The sequence below is a fragment of the Streptomyces diastaticus subsp. diastaticus genome, assembly GCF_011170125.1.
GTDB classification, from domain to species: domain Bacteria; phylum Actinomycetota; class Actinomycetes; order Streptomycetales; family Streptomycetaceae; genus Streptomyces; species Streptomyces diastaticus.
In genome coordinates this window covers 904960-919682 of record NZ_BLLN01000005.1, presented here as the reverse complement: position 1 = coordinate 919682, position 14723 = coordinate 904960, and the positions used below count along the sequence as shown (strand labels likewise).

General features: G+C 74.3%; 14 protein-coding genes. 9 read left to right on the top strand and 5 right to left on the bottom strand.

The features are described 5' to 3' along the window. Window positions 1-15: 15 nt before the first annotated feature. Both Sdia_RS21575 and Sdia_RS21570 read right to left on the bottom strand, forming a co-directional pair. The gene (locus tag Sdia_RS21575; protein ID WP_100453541.1) at window positions 16-1605 is read right to left on the bottom strand and encodes a CocE/NonD family hydrolase; all 1590 of its coding nucleotides are present in this window, start codon (window positions 1603-1605) and stop codon (window positions 16-18) included. Window positions 1606-1796: 191 nt separating this feature from the next. Continuing rightward, the gene (locus Sdia_RS21570) at window positions 1797-2195 is read right to left on the bottom strand and encodes a ChaB family protein (protein ID WP_100454324.1); all 399 of its coding nucleotides are present in this window, start codon (window positions 2193-2195) and stop codon (window positions 1797-1799) included. A gap of 866 nt (window positions 2196-3061) precedes the next feature. Between Sdia_RS21570 and Sdia_RS21565 the strand changes: the two genes are divergently transcribed. Together Sdia_RS21565 and Sdia_RS21560 are read left to right on the top strand one after the other, a co-directional pair. Then, the gene (locus Sdia_RS21565) at window positions 3062-3256 is read left to right on the top strand and encodes a DUF2795 domain-containing protein (protein WP_100453542.1); all 195 of its coding nucleotides are present in this window, start codon (window positions 3062-3064) and stop codon (window positions 3254-3256) included. Between the two features lie 138 nt (window positions 3257-3394). Further along, window positions 3395-4057 (top strand): phosphoribosyltransferase, encoded by a 663-nt coding sequence (locus Sdia_RS21560; RefSeq protein WP_115069216.1) that lies wholly within the window; start codon window positions 3395-3397, stop codon window positions 4055-4057. Window positions 4058-4140: 83 nt separating this feature from the next. On the opposite strand, the gene Sdia_RS21555 is transcribed toward Sdia_RS21560, so the two are convergent. Then, window positions 4141-4587, bottom strand: coding sequence for a DUF2267 domain-containing protein (locus Sdia_RS21555; RefSeq protein ID WP_115069217.1), 447 nt, complete (start codon window positions 4585-4587; stop codon window positions 4141-4143). Between the two features lie 290 nt (window positions 4588-4877). On the opposite strand from Sdia_RS21555, the gene ggt reads away from it, so the two are divergent. Further along, complete coding sequence (ggt, locus tag Sdia_RS21550) at window positions 4878-6686, top strand: gamma-glutamyltransferase (protein ID WP_115069218.1); 1809 nt, start codon at window positions 4878-4880, stop codon at window positions 6684-6686. Window positions 6687-6698: 12 nt separating this feature from the next. On the opposite strand, the gene Sdia_RS21545 is transcribed toward ggt, so the two are convergent. Beyond that, on the bottom strand, window positions 6699-7385 hold the full coding sequence (locus Sdia_RS21545) for a PepSY domain-containing protein (protein ID WP_189399489.1): 687 nt from the start codon (window positions 7383-7385) through the stop codon (window positions 6699-6701). 136 nt (window positions 7386-7521) lie between these two features. On the opposite strand from Sdia_RS21545, the gene Sdia_RS21540 reads away from it, so the two are divergent. The 3 genes from Sdia_RS21540 to hydA all read left to right on the top strand — a co-directional run bounded on the left by Sdia_RS21540 (window position 7522) and on the right by hydA (window position 10853). After that, entirely contained in the window at window positions 7522-7917 is a 396-nt protein-coding gene (locus Sdia_RS21540) for a PPOX class F420-dependent oxidoreductase (RefSeq protein WP_115069220.1), read from the top strand. Between the two features lie 568 nt (window positions 7918-8485). After that, on the top strand, window positions 8486-9328 hold the full coding sequence (locus tag Sdia_RS21535; protein ID WP_100453548.1) for a nitrilase-related carbon-nitrogen hydrolase: 843 nt from the start codon (window positions 8486-8488) through the stop codon (window positions 9326-9328). Between the two features lie 124 nt (window positions 9329-9452). Next, window positions 9453-10853, top strand: coding sequence for a dihydropyrimidinase (hydA, locus tag Sdia_RS21530; RefSeq protein ID WP_189499856.1), 1401 nt, complete (start codon window positions 9453-9455; stop codon window positions 10851-10853). Window positions 10854-10975: 122 nt separating this feature from the next. Here hydA and Sdia_RS21525 read toward each other — a convergent pair whose 3' ends face one another. Next, entirely contained in the window at window positions 10976-11386 is a 411-nt protein-coding gene (locus tag Sdia_RS21525) for a hypothetical protein (protein WP_115069222.1), read from the bottom strand. A 450-nt stretch (window positions 11387-11836) separates the two neighbouring features. Between Sdia_RS21525 and Sdia_RS21520 the strand changes: the two genes are divergently transcribed. From Sdia_RS21520 to lplAB, 3 genes are all read left to right on the top strand, one after another. Continuing rightward, a complete protein-coding gene (locus tag Sdia_RS21520; protein ID WP_100453551.1) occupies window positions 11837-12835 on the top strand; it encodes a TIGR03842 family LLM class F420-dependent oxidoreductase in 999 nt (332 codons plus the stop codon). 86 nt (window positions 12836-12921) lie between these two features. Then, window positions 12922-13599, top strand: coding sequence for a DUF4232 domain-containing protein (locus tag Sdia_RS21515; protein ID WP_229830323.1), 678 nt, complete (start codon window positions 12922-12924; stop codon window positions 13597-13599). Window positions 13600-13663: 64 nt separating this feature from the next. Further along, window positions 13664-14719, top strand: a complete 1056-nt coding sequence (gene lplAB / locus Sdia_RS21510; RefSeq protein ID WP_100453552.1) for a lipoate-protein ligase LplAB — start codon at window positions 13664-13666, stop codon at window positions 14717-14719. Window positions 14720-14723 lie beyond the last annotated feature (4 nt).

The window sequence follows — 14723 nt, the reverse complement described above, 5'->3', positions numbered from 1 at the left end:
GGCAGCAGCCGGAGATCACTTCTCGCGGACCGGGACCGACACGTGACCCGGGTCGTCCGCAGGCGAGGAGAAGGTCAGCTGCGCGCCGGACGGGTTGTGCTCGATGTACAGCGGGTCGACGGTGTCGACGACGACGGCGAGCCGGTGACCGGCCGGGACGTCGTAGGCCGTGGAGTACAGCTCCAGGTCCACGGCGAACGGCCGGCCCGGCTCGCGGTCGTGGAAGGTGTACGGCGCGTGCGTCACCAGTTTGCCGACGCCGAGCGGCCCCACGTCGTACAGGTAGGCCACGAAGGTGCCGCTGCTCTTCGTCGGCGTCACCGTGGTGTGCAGTTCGGGCGTCCCGCGCACGGCCGCCCCGCCGCTGTACCGCTCGGACTGCCAGACCGCTGCGTACCGGCGGGGGAGCAGCGGCATCGAGGCCATCGGAGGCGTGCGGATCAACTGGTCGAGGATGTTGGTGAGGAAGATGATCCCGCCGTTGGCGCCCGAGTCGACGTTGGCGCGGATCGTGTGGGTGCCGGCGAGGTCGATCTTGCGGCTGTCGGCGCCGACCGACTTCCAGTCCGGGTAGCTCTCGTACGCGCCGGTGGACCGGGACTTGACGCGGACCGGCAGCTCGCCGTCGACGCCGTTGTCCTCGCCCTTGAGGTGGTGGTCGAACCAGCGGCGGGCCGAGGTCCAGGTGTCGTTGGGCAGGCCGAGCAGGCCGGTGGCCTCCGAGGTGGCGTGGTCGCCGGGACGGAACTCCAGCCGCTTGGGGCCGGTCAGCTTCTCGTAGAAGTCGGCGTACTGATTGGGCGGGAAGAGGCTGTCGCCCCAGGCGTTGCCGAGCATCACGGCGGTGCCGTTGGCGTTGAGGGCGTCGAGGTGGGTGGCGGGGGAGCGCTTCTTCCCCCAGTCGATCATCTCCTGCTCCTTGTCGAGTTTGGAGCCGAGGAAGTCGCCGAGGATCTGCTTGAGTTCGGCGCTCGGACGTCCGGTGAGCAGGCCCGAGCCGCCCAGCAGCAGGGCGGCCTGGAGGTGCTGGGTGCGGCCGCTGTAGATGGAGTCGATGAGGTCGGCCCAGCCGCTGAGCGCCGCGACCGTCTTGATCCGCGGGTCGTGGGCGGCGGCGAGCAGGCTGATCCCCGCGCCGTACGAGACGCCGGCCATGCCCACCCGCTCCGGGTCGGCAGGGGTGTTGGCGAGGGCCCAGTCGACGACGGCGGAGGCGTCGGCGATGTCCTGCGGACCGGCCACCTCGATCTCACCGCCGGACTGCCAGAAGCCGCGCGAGTTGTAACTGACCACCACGTAGCCGGAGTCGGCGAGCTGAGTGGCCTGCGCCAGGTACTCGACCTGCGGCACCGCCCAACTGGTCGGCAGGACGATCACCGGATGGCGGTCACCTGCGGCGGCCCTGGCGGGCGTGACCACGTTGGCCTTGAGGACGGTGCCGTCCGCTCCGGTGATGTCGACGAACCGCAGGCCCCCCGCCGTGGTGTCGGCCGGAACGGGGTCCGCGGGCGCGGCCTGGGCGGGCGCGGACAAGGTGCCGACGGCGAGCGCGGCCGTCAGCGCGCAGGCCGCGGTGGTGGTGAGGGCGGGGCGGGGGCGTCTCATGGGTCACTCCTCGCTGCGGGCAGGACAAGTGACCCGACGGTAAGCCGTACGGCTTACCGGGGGTAACCGGCTGGTGGGTTACGCACGAGTAACGATTGCGGGTGTGCCCTCCGGAACACCGGCCCGCCGACCGCCCGCACACGGAAGGGGCCCTTCTCCACCCTGGGAGAAGGGCCCCTTGCGTGCCGGGGTCAGCGGGCCTCGCGGGTCTGCCGGGCGTTCGCCTTGCGGATCGCGTCCAGCAGTTCCGGCTTGCTCATCGAGGACCGGCCGGGCACGTCCAGCCTGCGGGCGAGGTCGTACAGGTGCGTCTTGCTCGCCTGCTCGTCCACGCCCTGGCCGCTGCGGCCGCCCTGCTGCCGGGGCCGGGCCGACCGCGGGTCCGAGGGGCCGCGGCGGCCGCCCTGCTTGCGTTCCCAGTGGTCGCCCACCTTCTCGTACGAATGCTTCAGCGCGCCGTAGGCGACCTGATGGGCGCGCCGCCCCTCGCCGTACTCCTGCACCGCCGAGTCGTGCGCCTCGGCCCACGTGCGCTGCGCCCCGTCGGGCGAGCGGCGCAGGGTGGAAGGGAGTTCCTGGCGTCCTGGCATGCCGTTCACCTCCACCAGTCCTGTGCCCGGCCCGGCCGGGTGCGCGGAGCCTGTGGTCCGCGCCCCGCCACCGCTGCCGGACGTGCGGACACGCGTGCCCTGCCAGCGTAAGCGGTCGGCGCGACGGCGGCTGCGGGAGTCGCCGCGGGCCCCGCCCTCGGGGTGACGCGCGGATCACCCCGGGCGCGGCGCGGCGCCGGATGACGCGCGAACCGGCGTCGTGCCCCAGCACCATTCCGCCCCCGAAAGGGACCGGTGACCGCGCCGGCCGGGGAGATGCCGGACGCGTACCCCGCCGGCCTGGGCGGCGCGGACCAGGGGAAGCCGCTCGGCCGCACCGGAGTCCGTCCCGCCCGCGTCCAGGCTGCCGCCACCCGGGCGGACGCCTGTCCGAGGGAGGGGCCGGTACCTGAGCCGGCCGGGTGTGTGCGCACCGACGCCGGCCGCGCCGTCGGCCGTGCCGCCACCGCCGCCCGCGCTGACCGGCGACACCGAGACCTCCCGGGCGGTGCTTCCGGCGTGCGCCGCCGTCCGCGAGGCCCGCGGGGGCGAGTGCCGGAGCCACCGCAGGCACGGCCCCCGCCGGATGTGCGCGGAAGCCCGCCGCTGCCGGCAGGCGAGCGGGGGCCGGCCTCCTCCCTGGCACCAAGCCCGGACGGACCGCCGGTCCCACAGCACCCGAACGGTGCGCCGCCCCGCCCGAGCGGGGGTGAAAAGGGCGAACCCCGCTTCGTCCCCCCTCGCCCGTGGAAGGCAAGGAGCGGCGCGGGCCCACCCGGAGACGTGTGGTGTCACTCCCGTGTCCGAGGCAATGCCGCAGCCGTACCCAGCGGGCGGCGCGGCACACAGAGAATCGAGGGATCACCGTGGCAGAACTGAGCCCGATCGACTTGCAGAAGGCCCTTCACGGCGCCAGCTATCCCGCCAGTCGCGAGGACCTCGTCACGCGCGCCCGGGACAACGGCGCCGGTGCGGGTGTCGTCGACAAGCTCTCCTCGGTGCGGGCCGACCGGTTCGAGGGGCCGGACGAGGTGCAGAAGGCCGTCTTCGACGCCGAGTGACCGCACGCGGCCGCCGTCTGCCCCGGGCTCGTCCGGCGGCGGCCGCTCCGGAGCAGAGGGAGAGCCGACGGCGCCGTACCTCCGGGCGCCCGGAGGCCGCGGAGGACGCGGAGGATGTGAGGAAGGCAGGTACAGCCCATGGGGTTCACAGATCGGCTGGAGGCGGGCCGTCGGCTCGGCACCCGGCTGGCGGAGTGGGCGTCCGGCCAGGAGCTTCCCCGGCCGCTCGTACTCGCGCTGCCCCGCGGCGGCGTCCCCGTGGCGGTGGAGGTCGCCCGGAGCCTCGGCGCGCCGCTCGACGTGCTGATCGTGCGGAAGATCGGCGTTCCCGGCCGCCCGGAGACCGGTGTCGGCGCTGTCGTCGGCGACGATCCGCCGCTCTACGACCCGCGGGCCCTGGCGGCGCTCGGCCTCGACGAGGAACGACTGGCCCCCGAGGCGGCCCGGGAGCGGGCGGAGCTGCGGCGCCGCGCCCTGCTCTACCGCGGCGACCGCGCGACGCCGGAGGTCGCGGGCCGGGCCGTGATCCTCGTCGACGACGGGCTGGCCACCGGGGCCACCGCGCGCGCCGCCCTCCGCCATCTGCGCGGCCGGGAACCGGCCCGGCTGGTCCTCGCCGTCCCCGTCGGCGCGCCCGAGGCCGCCGCCGCACTGCGCGCGGAGGCCGACGAGGTCGTCTGCCTGGAGCAGCCGCCGGCCTTCGGGGCGGTGAGCCTCTGGTACGAGGAGTTCCCGCAGGTGGCCGACGAGGAGGTCGCCGAGGCCCTGAACGCCTGCCGGCCCCCGGCCCCCGACGCGTGACCGGCCCCGTGGCGGTCAGCCGCACCACGCCGGCCCGCCCCGGACCAGGGAGGGTCACACCCCGGCGCGCCGGTGATCCCCCCTCACTCCGCCGCCCCGGAGTCCCCGGGCTCCTCGGTGGCGCGGACGGCCGGCAGCAGCGTGCCGATGTCCGCGGGCAGGGCGGCGGTCAGGTGCTCCATGACCTCCGGCGCGAGCGCGGCGTCGAGCACCTCCAGTACGGCGGCGGCGTCCCGCAGGGCCGTGTCCTCGTTGGTCCCCGCGCGGACGGCGATCCGCCCGGCGAACGTGGTCAGGTCGAACCGCTCGGCCGCGCTGTCCGAGGGGCCGGCGCCGGCCTGGGCGCCCGGCGACTGCTGGACCGAGGCGGCCAGTTCGGGCGGGAGCTGGGACGCCATGTTCCTCGCGAGCCCGGCCGGCAGCCGCTCGCCCAGCGTGGCCAGCACCGCCTGGGTGACCCGCTCGGCGGGGCCCCGGCCCGGCAGCCGCGCCGCCGCCTGGACCTTTCCGATCAACTCGTCGTGCTGCATGGCGCGACGTCCTTTCTCGTACGGCCGCTCGGCGGGACCGCCGAGCGAGGGGCGGAACGGGCGAGCGGACCGTGGGACGGGCAGCGGTCCGCTCCCCCGAGGGGCGTTCGGCTTCCATTGCAGGCCATCCAGGCGGCCCGGGCGACCAGGTACGGCCACTCAGCGCAATCCCGGCACTCGGGCGCGGGCGCGCATGACGCTCCGGGCCGCGACCGGCGCCCTTGAGGCGTCCTGGTGGCCCGCCGCCGGTGAAGTTACGCTGCGCGGACGGCTGCTGACTGGAGGTAGTAATGCGTCCGTCCCGGACCCGCGGGCTCTCGCTCTGCGCTCTCGCCGTCGCGATGCTCTCGGTGGGAGCCGCCGCGCCGCCCGGCGAGCGGGCACCCGAGCGGGCGGCGCCCGCCAAGAGCCCCGTCGCGGTCGGCCACGGCGGCGCCGTCTCCAGCGTCGACCTGGACGCCTCCGCTGCGGGCATCGAGGTGCTGCGCCGGGGCGGCAACGCCGTGGACGCGGCCGTCGCCACCGCCGCCGCGCTCGGCGTCACCGAGCCGTACTCGGCCGGCATCGGCGGTGGCGGATACGCCGTGCTCTACGACGCCCGGACCGGCACCGTGCAGACCGTCGACGGCCGCGAGACCGCGCCCCGCAGCGCCGGGCCCGGCCTCTTCCTGGAGGAGGGCAGGCCCATCCCCTTCGCCGAAGCCGTCACCAGCGGCCTCGGCGTCGGCACCCCCGGCACCCCGGCCACCTGGCGCACCCTGCTCGACCACTGGGGCAGCAAGCCCCTCGGCGAGCTGCTGAAGCCCGCCGAGCGCCTGGCGCGCGACGGTTTCACCGTGGACGAGACCTTCCGCTCGCAGACCGCCGACAACCAGGCCCGGTTCGCCGACTTCCCCGCCAGCGCGAAACTCTTCCTGCCCGGCGGGAAACTCCCCGAGACCGGCTCCACCTTCCGCAACCCGGACCTGGCCCGCACTTACGCGGAGCTGGGCCGCAAGGGCGTCGGCGCCCTCTACCGGGGTCCGCTCGCCCGCGACATCGTCCGCACCGTCAACAAGCCGCCGGTCGACCCCGCCGCCGACCGCGTGGTGCGCCCCGGCGGCCTCACCGCGGCCGACCTCGCCCGCTACCGCACCGAGCGGCACGCGCCGACCCGCACCCGCTACCGCGGCCTGGACATCGCCTCGATCGCCCCGTCCTCCTCCGGCGGCACCACCGTGGGTGAGGCCCTCAACATCCTGGAGGGCACCGACCTGAAGGCCGCCTCCCAGGAGCGCTACCTGCACCGGATGATCGAGGCCAGCCGGATCGCCTTCGCCGACCGCAACCGCTGGGCCGGCGACCCCGCCTTCTCCGACGTGCCCACCGCCGGCCTCCTCAGCCCCCGCTTCGCCGCCTCCCGGGCCTGCCTGATCCGCGACGACGCCGTGCTCACGAGCCCGCTCGCCCCCGGCGACCCCCGCGACCCGGCCGGCTGCCCCTTGGGCGGCACCCCCGCCCCCACCACGTACGAGGGGGAGAACACCACCCACCTGACCACCGCCGACCGGTGGGGCAACGTCGTCGCCTACACGCTGACGATCGAGCAGACCGGCGGCAGCGGCATCACCGTGCCCGGGCGGGGCTTCCTGCTCAACAACGAACTGACCGACTTCTCCTTCACCCCGACCACCCCGGGCGTCCCCGACCCGAACCTGCCCGGCCCCGGCAAACGGCCGCGCTCCTCCATCGCGCCCACCCTCGTCCTGGACGGCGGCAAGCCGGTCCTGGCGCTCGGTTCGCCCGGTGGTGCCACCATCATCACCACCGTGCTCCAGACCCTCACCGGCGTCGTCGACCGGGGTCTGCCGCTGGTCGACGCCATCGCCGCGCCCCGCGCCAGCCAGCGCAACACGGCCGCCACCGAGATCGAGCCGGGTCTGTGGGACAGCCCGTCGCGGGCCCGGCTGGAGGCGCTCGGCCACACCTTCCGGCGGAGCTCCGAGATCGGTGCCGCCACCGCCGTGCAGCGGCTGCCCGACGGCCGCTGGCTGGCCGCCGCCGAGACCGAGCGGCGCGGGGGCGGTTCCGCGCTGGTCCTCCGGCCGGACCGGCGCTGAGCCGACCGGCCGTCAGTCGGCGGTGTCCTCCCGCAGGACACGCCCGTCACCCGCGTCCACGTCGACCGCGGTCGTACGGAACGACTCCTGGTCGACCACGTCCACCCGCCACACCGCGGTCCCGTCCGACTCCTCCAGCTCCGCCTTGGTCGCCGTGCCCGGGCGCCGGTCGGTGGCCGCCTCGGCCGCTTCCGTCGCGTCGGTCTCCGCCTCCTCCAGGAGGGCCTTGCGCTCCTCGCGGTCGTCCCGCTCGTCGTCCGGCCGGTCGTCCCGGGGGCTGTCGGAGACCTCGCCCGAGGCCGCGTCGACCTGCCGGGCGAGGGCCGAGCCGTCCTTCCCGGCGAGCGTCACCGTCCAGTGCGGTGCCTTACGCGCCGTCCGGCCCAGCTCCACCGCGACCGGGTGGCCGTCCGGCTCATCCTCGCCCGCCGCCTTCACGGCCTCGGCCAGGGAGACGGTGGTGGCCGCGAGCAGCGCCTGGTTCTCGCGCGCGTCGTCGTCCATCGGAGTGGCGGTCTCCTCGTCCGAGGGGGTCGGCGAGGGGCTCGGCGTGCCGCTCTGCGAGGTACCGGGCGTCGTCCCCGTCTCCGGTTCGTTCCGGTCGGAGCAGCCCGCCGCGCCCAGCACCACCAGGGCCAGCAGGGCGGCGGCCGGTACGCGGGGCGGGCGGTGGTGCGGGGAGCGGGGCGTGCGGTTCATCGGCGGCCTCTCACAAAGCGGAACGTCGTACTCCTAGCTCACTGACCCGATCGTGGCCCCGCAAACGGACCGGGACCCGGAGGGGCGGGCCGCCCAGGGCGCGCCGCCGCGACGCGACGCGCCCTACCCTCTCCCCATGACCCCCGACACGACCCTCGACCAACTGGGCCGAGCCCCCTACGTCAGCCTCACCACCTTCCGCAAGGACGGCACCGGCGTCGCCACCCCCGTCTGGGCGGTGCGCGAGGACGACACCCTGTACGTCTGGACCCGCAGCGACTCCTGGAAGATCAAGCGGCTCCGCCGCGACCCCCGCGTCCGCGTCACCGTCTGCGACGTGCGCGGCAAGGTCGCCGAGGACGCCCCGCGCGCCGAGGGGACGGCCCGCCTCGTCGAGGACGCCGAAGGGCTGAAGCGGCTCCGCAAGCGCTTCGGCCGCAAGTACCGGCTCCAGTTCCACCTCCTCGACATCGGCGGGCTGATCGGCCGGCTCGGCAAGCGCCCGCACACGGGAATCGCCATCACGTTCTGATTCTGATTCCCCGCCCGGCACCCGCCCGAGCCCTGCGGTGCGGTTCTGCGCCGGACCTGAGGGTTTTGGCCCGGAGCCCCGCAGCATCGGCCTTCGGCCGTGGGGCGGGCGATGAGGCGTGGGCGAGCAACTCCCGGACGCGGCAGCCGTCTTCGCAACACCATCTGGCCGGGCTCGCGGCTCGTCCCGCCCCCCCCCCCGGGCCGGCCGGGTGGCGGTCCTCCCGGCGCACGAGCCGCACGGCGTGCGGGCCCGCCGGGAGCGCGCCGCGCCGCCGCGCGGCCGGGGGCCGGTTCGTCCCACTGCCCCCGGGCGCGGCCCGGACCGCCCTCCAGGAGCGCCACGGGCACCTGGCGCACGCCTCGCGACAGCCGAGGGCCTCACCGGAACCGTAGCGCCCACGAATCCCCTGGGGCCGCTGCGCCCGCACGGGTACCGAACGCCTCCGACTCGGGACGTGGACGTAGATGGTCTTGCCCCGCGCCTGCCGGAGGCTTACGTTCGTCCTCCTACGTCCCTTCTACGGGCGTAGAAAGCCCTTGCTGACGACCGGTCGAAGGAGCACCCCATGGCCCCTGTCGTACGCGCAGCACTCGTCCAGGCGACCTGGACGGGCGACACCGAATCCATGATCGCCAAGCACGAGGAGTACGCCCGTGAGGCGGCCCGCGCCGGAGCGCGGGTGATCGGGTTCCAGGAAGTCTTCAACGCCCCCTATTTCTGCCAGGTCCAGGAGGCCGAGCACTACCGCTGGGCCGAGGCCGTCCCCGACGGCCCGACCGTCTCCCGGATGCGCGAGCTGGCCCGCGAGACCGGCATGGTCGTCGTGGTGCCGGTCTTCGAGGTCGAGCAGGAGGGCTTCTACTACAACACCGCCGCCGTCATCGATGCGGACGGCAGCTACCTCGGCAAGTACCGCAAGCACCACATCCCGCAGGTCAAGGGCTTCTGGGAGAAGTACTACTTCAGGCCCGGCAACCTCGGCTGGCCCGTCTTCGACACCGCCGTCGGCCGGATCGGCGTCTACATCTGCTACGACCGGCACTTCCCGGAGGGCTGGCGCCAGCTCGGCCTCAACGGCGCCCAGCTCGTCTACAACCCCTCCGCCACCTCGCGCGGCCTCTCCGCCCACCTCTGGCAGCTCGAGCAGCCCGCCGCCGCCGTCGCCAACGAGTACTTCGTCGCGGCCATCAACCGGGTCGGTCAGGAGGAGTACGGGGACAACGACTTCTACGGCACCAGCTACTTCGTCGACCCGCGGGGCCAGTTCGTCGGCGACCCGGCCGACGACAAGGACGAGGAACTGGTCGTCCGCGACCTCGACTTCGGCCTGATCGAGGAGGTCCGCAACCAGTGGGCCTTCTACCGGGACCGCCGTCCCGACGCCTACGAGGGCCTCACCGCGCCCTGACCGGCTCCACCGGACGCACCCGGGCGCGGGCCGCCGTCAGGCCCCGCCCGGCGCCGCCCGCGCGCCCCGGCCGCCCTGCCGCGGCCGGCGGCCCGTCCCCAGCCCCGGCACCGGAGGGAACCCCATGAACCGTACGGTCATCCGCGGCGGCCTCGTCATCACCGCCGCCGACGAGCTGCACGCCGACGTCCTCGTCGAGAACGGCCGGGTGGCGGCCCTCGCCGCCCACGGCACCGACGCGGCCGCCGGCTGGAGCGCCGAGCACGAGATCGACGCCACCGGGACGTACGTGATCCCGGGCGGTGTCGACGTCCACACCCACATGGAGATGCCCTTCGGCGGCACCCAGGCGTCCGACACCTTCGAGACGGGCACCCGGGCCGCCGCCTGGGGCGGCACCACCACCATCGTCGACTTCGCCATCCAGTCCAAGGGCGGCTCCCTGCGCGAGGGGCTCGACGCCTGGCACGCGAAGGCCGACGGCCGGTGCGCCGTCGACTACGCCTTCCACATGATCATGTCGGACGTGAACGCCGCCTCCCTGAAGGAGATGGACGCCCTCGTCGCCGAGGGCGTCACCTCGTTCAAGCTGTTCACCGCCTACCCGGGCGTCTTCCTCTCCGACGACGGCCAGATCCTGCGCGCCATGCAGCAGGCCGCATCCAACGGCGGCCTGGTCATGACGCACGCCGAGAACGGCCTCGCCATCGACGTCCTGGCCGAACAGGCCCTGGCCCGTGGCGAGCGCGACCCGCGCCACCACGGCGAGGTCCGCAAGGCCCTGCTGGAGGCCGAGGCCACCCACCGCGTCATCAAGCTGGCCCAGGTCGCCGGGGCCCCGGTGTACGTCGTGCACGTCTCCGCGGAGGAGGCCGTCGCCGAACTGGCCCGCGCCCGCGACCAGGGCCTGCCGGTCTTCGGCGAGACCTGCCCGCAGTACCTCTTCCTCTCCACCGACAACCTCGCCGAACCGGACTTCGAGGGCGCCAAGTACGTCTGCTCCACGCCGCTGCGTCCCAGGGAGCACCAGGCCGCGCTCTGGCGGGGGCTGCGCACCGACGACCTGCAGGTGGTCTCCACCGACCACTGCCCGTTCTGCTTCAAGGGGCAGAAGGAGCTGGGCCGCGACGACTTCTCGAAGATCCCCAACGGGATGCCGGGTGTCGAGAACCGCATGGACCTGCTCCACCAGGCCGTGGTCGACGGCCACATCACCCGCCGACGCTGGATCGAGATCGCCTGCGCGGCCCCGGCCCGGATGTTCGGCCTGTACCCGAAGAAGGGCACCATCGCCCCCGGCGCCGACGCCGACATCGTCCTCTACGACCCGGACGCCGAGCAGACCCTGTCGGCCGGGACCCACCACATGAACGTCGACTACTCGCCCTACGAGGGCAGGAGGATCACCGGCCGGGTGCGCACCGTGCTCTCCCGCGGCGTCCCGGTGATCGACGGCGGCCGGTACACCGGCCGCGCGGGCCAGGGGATGTACGTGCCCAGGGGGACCAGCCAGTACATCGGCTGAGTCCCGCCCGGGGGAGGGCGGCCGCGCCCGTGCGGGAGCACGGCGCGGCCCCCCGGGACGGTGTCCCGGGGGGCCGCTGCCGCGTCCCGCTCACGGTCCGGGCCGGGCGGCCCGGGCGCGGATCAGGAGTGCGAGGCGGTGGTGCTGCTGCCGGCGCCCTTGGGGCCGGCGAACTTGAAGTCGTTGTAGTAGTACGCCTTGCCGTGCTTGCCCTTGCCCTTGACGCCGCTGGCCGTCTTGTTCACCCAGGCGCCCTTGGGGCCCGCGTACTTGGTGACGTTCTTGTAGCTCGGGCCGTGACCGTGGCCGTGGCCGTGCTTGCCCTCCGCGCTGCGCTTCTTGCCGTGGTCGTGCTTGCCGTGCTTGCCGTGGAAGCCGGAGAGGACGAAGGACGAGGCCGCGCCGTGCGGGCCGGCCACCGCGGTGTGCTTGGCGTACGACGGGCCGTCGGAGGCGGCCGCCACGGAGGCACCGGCGAGGACGAGGGGGGCGACGACGGCGCCGACGGCCGCGGCCTTGAGGAGGTTGCGCATGAGAAACCTTTCGGAACTGCCACACCCGCTACGAACGTCGCGGGCTTCAGGGGGAGTCTGTCGGTTTCCTCCGCGTTCGCACGGAGCGAAACGGGCGCTTCATTCATATGGATCAGTGATTCACACGTGATCGGAGGGATCATGGCATGTGCGGTGTTACCGGCTTCCCGGCCGTGCCGCGACGCCTCCGGGCCGGCCTCGGCGACGCGCCCCCCGGACTCCCGGCGCGGCGTCGCGCGCGGCCTACTGTGAAGCGCGCCGCCGCGGACCCTCGCCACGCCGCCGCCCCGGGGTCCGTGCCCGAGCCCCCTCCCGCCGCCGGCCGCCGGCGCCGTACCGGAACCGGTCGCCGCCCCGCGTCCGGCCGGTCCCCGCCGCCGCGCCGGGACCGCCCACGCCCCGGACCACCGGGCACCACCGCCCGCACCGTCACCGAGGAGAGAGCTGGACATGGACTTCGGACTCGTTCTACAGACCGATCCCCCCGCGTCGACCGTGGTCGGGCTGATGCGCCGCGCCGAACGCAACGGCTTCCGCTACGGCTGGACCTTCGACTCGGCCGTGCTCTGGCAGGAGCCGTTCGTCATCCACAGCCGCATTCTGGAGCACACCAGCAGGCTGACCGTCGGCCCGATGGTCACCAACCCGTCCACCCGCACCTGGGAGGTGACCGCCTCCACCTTCGCCACCCTCAACGACATGTACGGCAACCGCACCGTCTGCGGAATCGGGCGCGGCGACTCCGCCATGCGCGTCGCCGGGCGCCCGCCCAACACCCTCGCCCGGCTGGGCGAGGCCGTCGACGCCATCCGCGATCTCGCCGAGGGGCGCGAGGCGTCCGTCGGCGGCGAACCCATCCGGCTGCCGTGGGTCAAGGAAGGCAAGCTGCCCGTCTGGATCGCCGCGTACGGGCCGAAGGCGCTCGCGCTGACCGGGCGGCGCGGGGACGGTTTCATCCTGCAACTCGCCGACCCGTTCCTCACTGAGTGGATGATCAAGGCCGTCCGCACCGCCGCCGCCGAGGCCGGACGCGACCCCGACTCCGTCAAGATCTGCGTCGCGGCGCCCGCCTACGTCGGCGACGACCTGGGCCACGCCCGGGAGCAGTGCCGCTGGTTCGGCGGCATGGTCGGCAACCACGTCGCCGACCTCGTGGCCCGCTACGGCACCCACTCCGACATGGTCCCGGAGGCCCTGACCGCCTACGTAGAGCAGCGGCAGGGATACGACTACGCCCACCACGGACGGGCCGGAAACCCCGACACCGCCTTCGTCCCGGACGAGATCGTCGACCGGTTCTGCCTGCTGGGCCCGCCCGAGGCGCACATCGAGCGGCTGCGTGCCCTGCGGGACCTCGGCGTCGATCAGTTCGCCGTCTACGCCATGCACGACGCCCGCGAGGAGGTCATCGACGCCTACGGCTCGACCGTCATCCCCGCCCTGAGCTGACGGACGGTCAACTCCGCGCCGCGGGCGGGCCTAAGGGGCCCGGAGTCCGGCGCCGGGCCCCTCCGGCCGTACGGCATGATCCCCGCATGAGACTCCCGCGCCGGGTGCGCCTCCCGCTCCTCGTCCTCGTGCCGGCCCTGTCGCTCAGCGGCTGCGGCCTCGCCGCCGAACTGGAGCGCGAGGTGGACCCGGCGCGCACCTCCCGCCCGCCCTCGGCCGGGCCGACGCCGACGCCGCCGCCCGTACGGGACGTGGCGCCGGGACCGACCGCCCCCGAGTCCCCGGCCACCGGCGACCCGGCCGCCGCCGAAGGGTGCCCGGACTCCGGCTTCCGGGCCCAGGCGGGCGCCACCGACGCCGCGATGGGGCTGCGGGTGGGCACCGTCGCCCTGTACAACTGCGGCGCCGAGCCCCTGAGGCTGGAGGGCTACCCCGCGCTCCAGGTGCTCGACACGGAGCGGGAGCCGATGGGCACCGAGGTGGTCGAGGGCACCCGCCGCGTCTCCATGGGGCCCGAAGACCCCGGCCCCCGCCCCCTGGTCCTCGATCCGGGCATGTCCGCCCGCTCCACCCTCGCCTGGCGCTACTGGGCCGTCGACCCCCGCACCGGAAAGGGGCTCGGCGCGTACCTGCGGGTCGCGCCGGACGGGCAGACGCCCCCGCAGACCGTGGAGGTGGCCGGCGGGCTCGACGTGGGGGAGGGGGTGCTCGGGACCACCGCCTGGGAGTACGACATCAGCCAGGCCCCGCCCGAGCGGCCCTGAGCTCCGGGCGAAACGGGACAGAGTTACCGTATGTGCGGGTCACGAGCGCTGGAGGCGGAACGCGATGCACGGTGAGTACAAGGTCCCCGGAGGCAAGCTGGTCGTGGTCGACCTCGACGACGACCACGGCGTGCTGCGCAACGTCCAGGTGGCGGGGGACTTCTTCCTCGAACCCGACGAGGCGCTCGGCGCCATCGACGCCGCACTGGAGGGCGTCCCCTCCGACACCGACGCCACCGGCCTCGCCGCCCGCGTCGAGGCGGCGCTGCCGGAGGGCACCGTCATGTACGGCATCACCGCCGAGGGCGTGGCCGTCGCCGTCCGCCGCGCGCTGGCCCACGCCACCGACTGGACCGACTACGACTGGCAGCTCATCCACACCGGGCCCCAGTCGCCCGCCCTGCTGATGGCCCTGGACGAGGTGCTGACCACCGAGGTCGCCGAGGGGCGCAGGCCGCCGACGCTGCGGGTCTGGGAGTGGGGCGGCCCGGCCGTGATCATCGGCTCCTTCCAGTCCTTGCGCAACGAGGTCGACCCCGAGGGCGCCGCCCGCCACGGTGTCGGCGTGGTCCGCCGGATCAGCGGCGGCGGCGCGATGTTCGTGGAGCCGGGCAACACCATCACCTACTCCCTCTCCGTCCCCGCCTCCCTCGTCTCGGGCCTCTCCTTCGCCGACTCCTACGCCTACCTCGACGACTGGGTGCTCGGCGCCCTCGCCGACATGGGGATCAAGGCCTGGTACCAGCCGCTCAACGACATCGCCACCGAGGCGGGCAAGATCGCGGGCGCCGCGCAGAAGCGGGTGGTCGCCGGGGAGGGGGCCGTCCTGCACCACGTGACCATGTCCTACGACATCGACGCGGAGAAGATGCTCGACGTACTGCGGATCGGCAAGGAGAAGATGTCCGACAAGGGCACCACCTCCGCCAAGAAGCGCGTCGACCCGCTGCGCCGCCAGACCGGCCTCTCCCGCGCCGACGTCATCGACCGGATGATCGGCTCGTTCGGCGACCGTTACGGACTCACCGAAGGCGCCGTCTCCGACCGGGAGATGGCGCTCGCCGAGGAACTGGCCCGCACCAAGTTCGCCACCGAGGAGTGGACCGCCCGGATTCCCTGACACG

Bases quoted from the DNA above. Each gene is read 5' to 3' on its own strand.
- Sdia_RS21540 (WP_115069220.1), top strand. From the start codon at position 7,522: ATGACCCCCGACACGACCCTCGACCAACTGGGCCGAGCCCCCTACGTC.
- Sdia_RS21515 (WP_229830323.1), top strand. From the start codon at position 12,922: ATGAGACTCCCGCGCCGGGTGCGCCTCCCGCTCCTCGTCCTCGTGCCG.
- Sdia_RS21545 (WP_189399489.1), bottom strand. From the start codon at position 7,385: ATGAACCGCACGCCCCGCTCCCCGCACCACCGCCCGCCCCGCGTACCG.
- Sdia_RS21520 (WP_100453551.1), top strand. From the start codon at position 11,837: ATGGACTTCGGACTCGTTCTACAGACCGATCCCCCCGCGTCGACCGTG.
- Sdia_RS21555 (WP_115069217.1), bottom strand. From the start codon at position 4,587: ATGCAGCACGACGAGTTGATCGGAAAGGTCCAGGCGGCGGCGCGGCTG.
- Sdia_RS21570 (WP_100454324.1), bottom strand. From the start codon at position 2,195: ATGCCAGGACGCCAGGAACTCCCTTCCACCCTGCGCCGCTCGCCCGAC.
- Sdia_RS21525 (WP_115069222.1), bottom strand. From the start codon at position 11,386: ATGCGCAACCTCCTCAAGGCCGCGGCCGTCGGCGCCGTCGTCGCCCCC.
- Sdia_RS21535 (WP_100453548.1), top strand. From the start codon at position 8,486: ATGGCCCCTGTCGTACGCGCAGCACTCGTCCAGGCGACCTGGACGGGC.
- ggt (WP_115069218.1), top strand. From the start codon at position 4,878: ATGCGTCCGTCCCGGACCCGCGGGCTCTCGCTCTGCGCTCTCGCCGTC.
- hydA (WP_189499856.1), top strand. From the start codon at position 9,453: ATGAACCGTACGGTCATCCGCGGCGGCCTCGTCATCACCGCCGCCGAC.
- lplAB (WP_100453552.1), top strand. From the start codon at position 13,664: ATGCACGGTGAGTACAAGGTCCCCGGAGGCAAGCTGGTCGTGGTCGAC.
- Sdia_RS21560 (WP_115069216.1), top strand. From the start codon at position 3,395: ATGGGGTTCACAGATCGGCTGGAGGCGGGCCGTCGGCTCGGCACCCGG.
- Sdia_RS21575 (WP_100453541.1), bottom strand. From the start codon at position 1,605: ATGAGACGCCCCCGCCCCGCCCTCACCACCACCGCGGCCTGCGCGCTG.